We start from the raw sequence: 986 nt of genomic DNA on the forward strand, positions 1-986 counted from the left end.
TTAGGCTACATTTTGTGAATGGTGACTTGGAAGAGCCGTGTGCGTAAATAGCGCAAGCACGGTTCTGTGAGGGGGGAGGAACACAATCTACCGCAAGGTAGAGAGGTTCCCTTCTACTCGACTAGTTTAATAAGAAAACATCATTAGGGAACACTAAAATTAGGTGGTGAACTAATGAAAAGATACATTATGTTTATAATTGTATTTCTTCTTGTTGTTACCCTTAATAAAGCAGGAGCTACAATGGAAGGATATACTGTAATAGCAAAATCTGATAAAGACGATATAACTGTCTATGCAAAAAAAATGGGAGAACTTTATCGCGATTTTAAAATTGATTTCAAAGGGGAGACTTACTTTAGACCCTATTGGATGAACGATACTAATCCTACCTATGCCCCGAAAATTATTTACGAAGATATAAATAAAGACACGAAGAAAGAGTTAATTATAATTTTAACTAAGGGTTATGGTACTGGTGTTTTAGATCAAGAAGTTTATGTTTATAGATATACAAATGGATTGATTGATGTGATAGTTGATGATCCTATGGCAATTATCTACAAAAACGTAAAAACCAAGTTAACAACAGAAAAAGCGGAAATTAGAATAGGCGACAAAGTACACAACATTGATATAACGCCTCTAGAAATAAAACCTACAAATTTATTTGAGGATATTGCTTTTGGCGGTGTTATTAAATATGAAGTAAAAGACCATCAACTTATTGCAACAATCTCAGCACAAATTTCTCCAGCTGGCTTTGTTGGTCAACTTGTAATTGTGTATGAATATCGTGACAAAATGTATCAAGCAAAATCAATTGAATTTCAACCTGCACTCGAATTATAAGTTATTGAACTAACGGGTGCTTGTGCGGCCGAGCTTAGGTCGTATCATATAGCGGGTGGGATTCCCGCCGAGAAAGAACTAGCCATTCACTCGTAGCGAGTCTTGGAGGGCTACTGGTAACATTAGCCTTTAAG

At 36.1% G+C, this 986-nt stretch carries 1 protein-coding gene; it reads left to right on the forward strand.

Features of this window, described 5'->3' with window-relative positions:
- Window positions 1–174: 174 nt before the first annotated feature.
- Window positions 175–852 carry a hypothetical protein gene (locus FG384_RS19580; protein WP_142644351.1) on the forward strand — a complete coding sequence of 226 codons (678 nt, stop codon included), beginning with the start codon at window positions 175–177 and terminating at the stop codon, window positions 850–852.
- Window positions 853–986: the final 134 nt, after the last annotated feature.

Source organism: Psychrobacillus vulpis, assembly GCF_006861825.1.
Classification (GTDB): Bacteria; Bacillota; Bacilli; order Bacillales_A; family Planococcaceae; genus Psychrobacillus; species Psychrobacillus vulpis.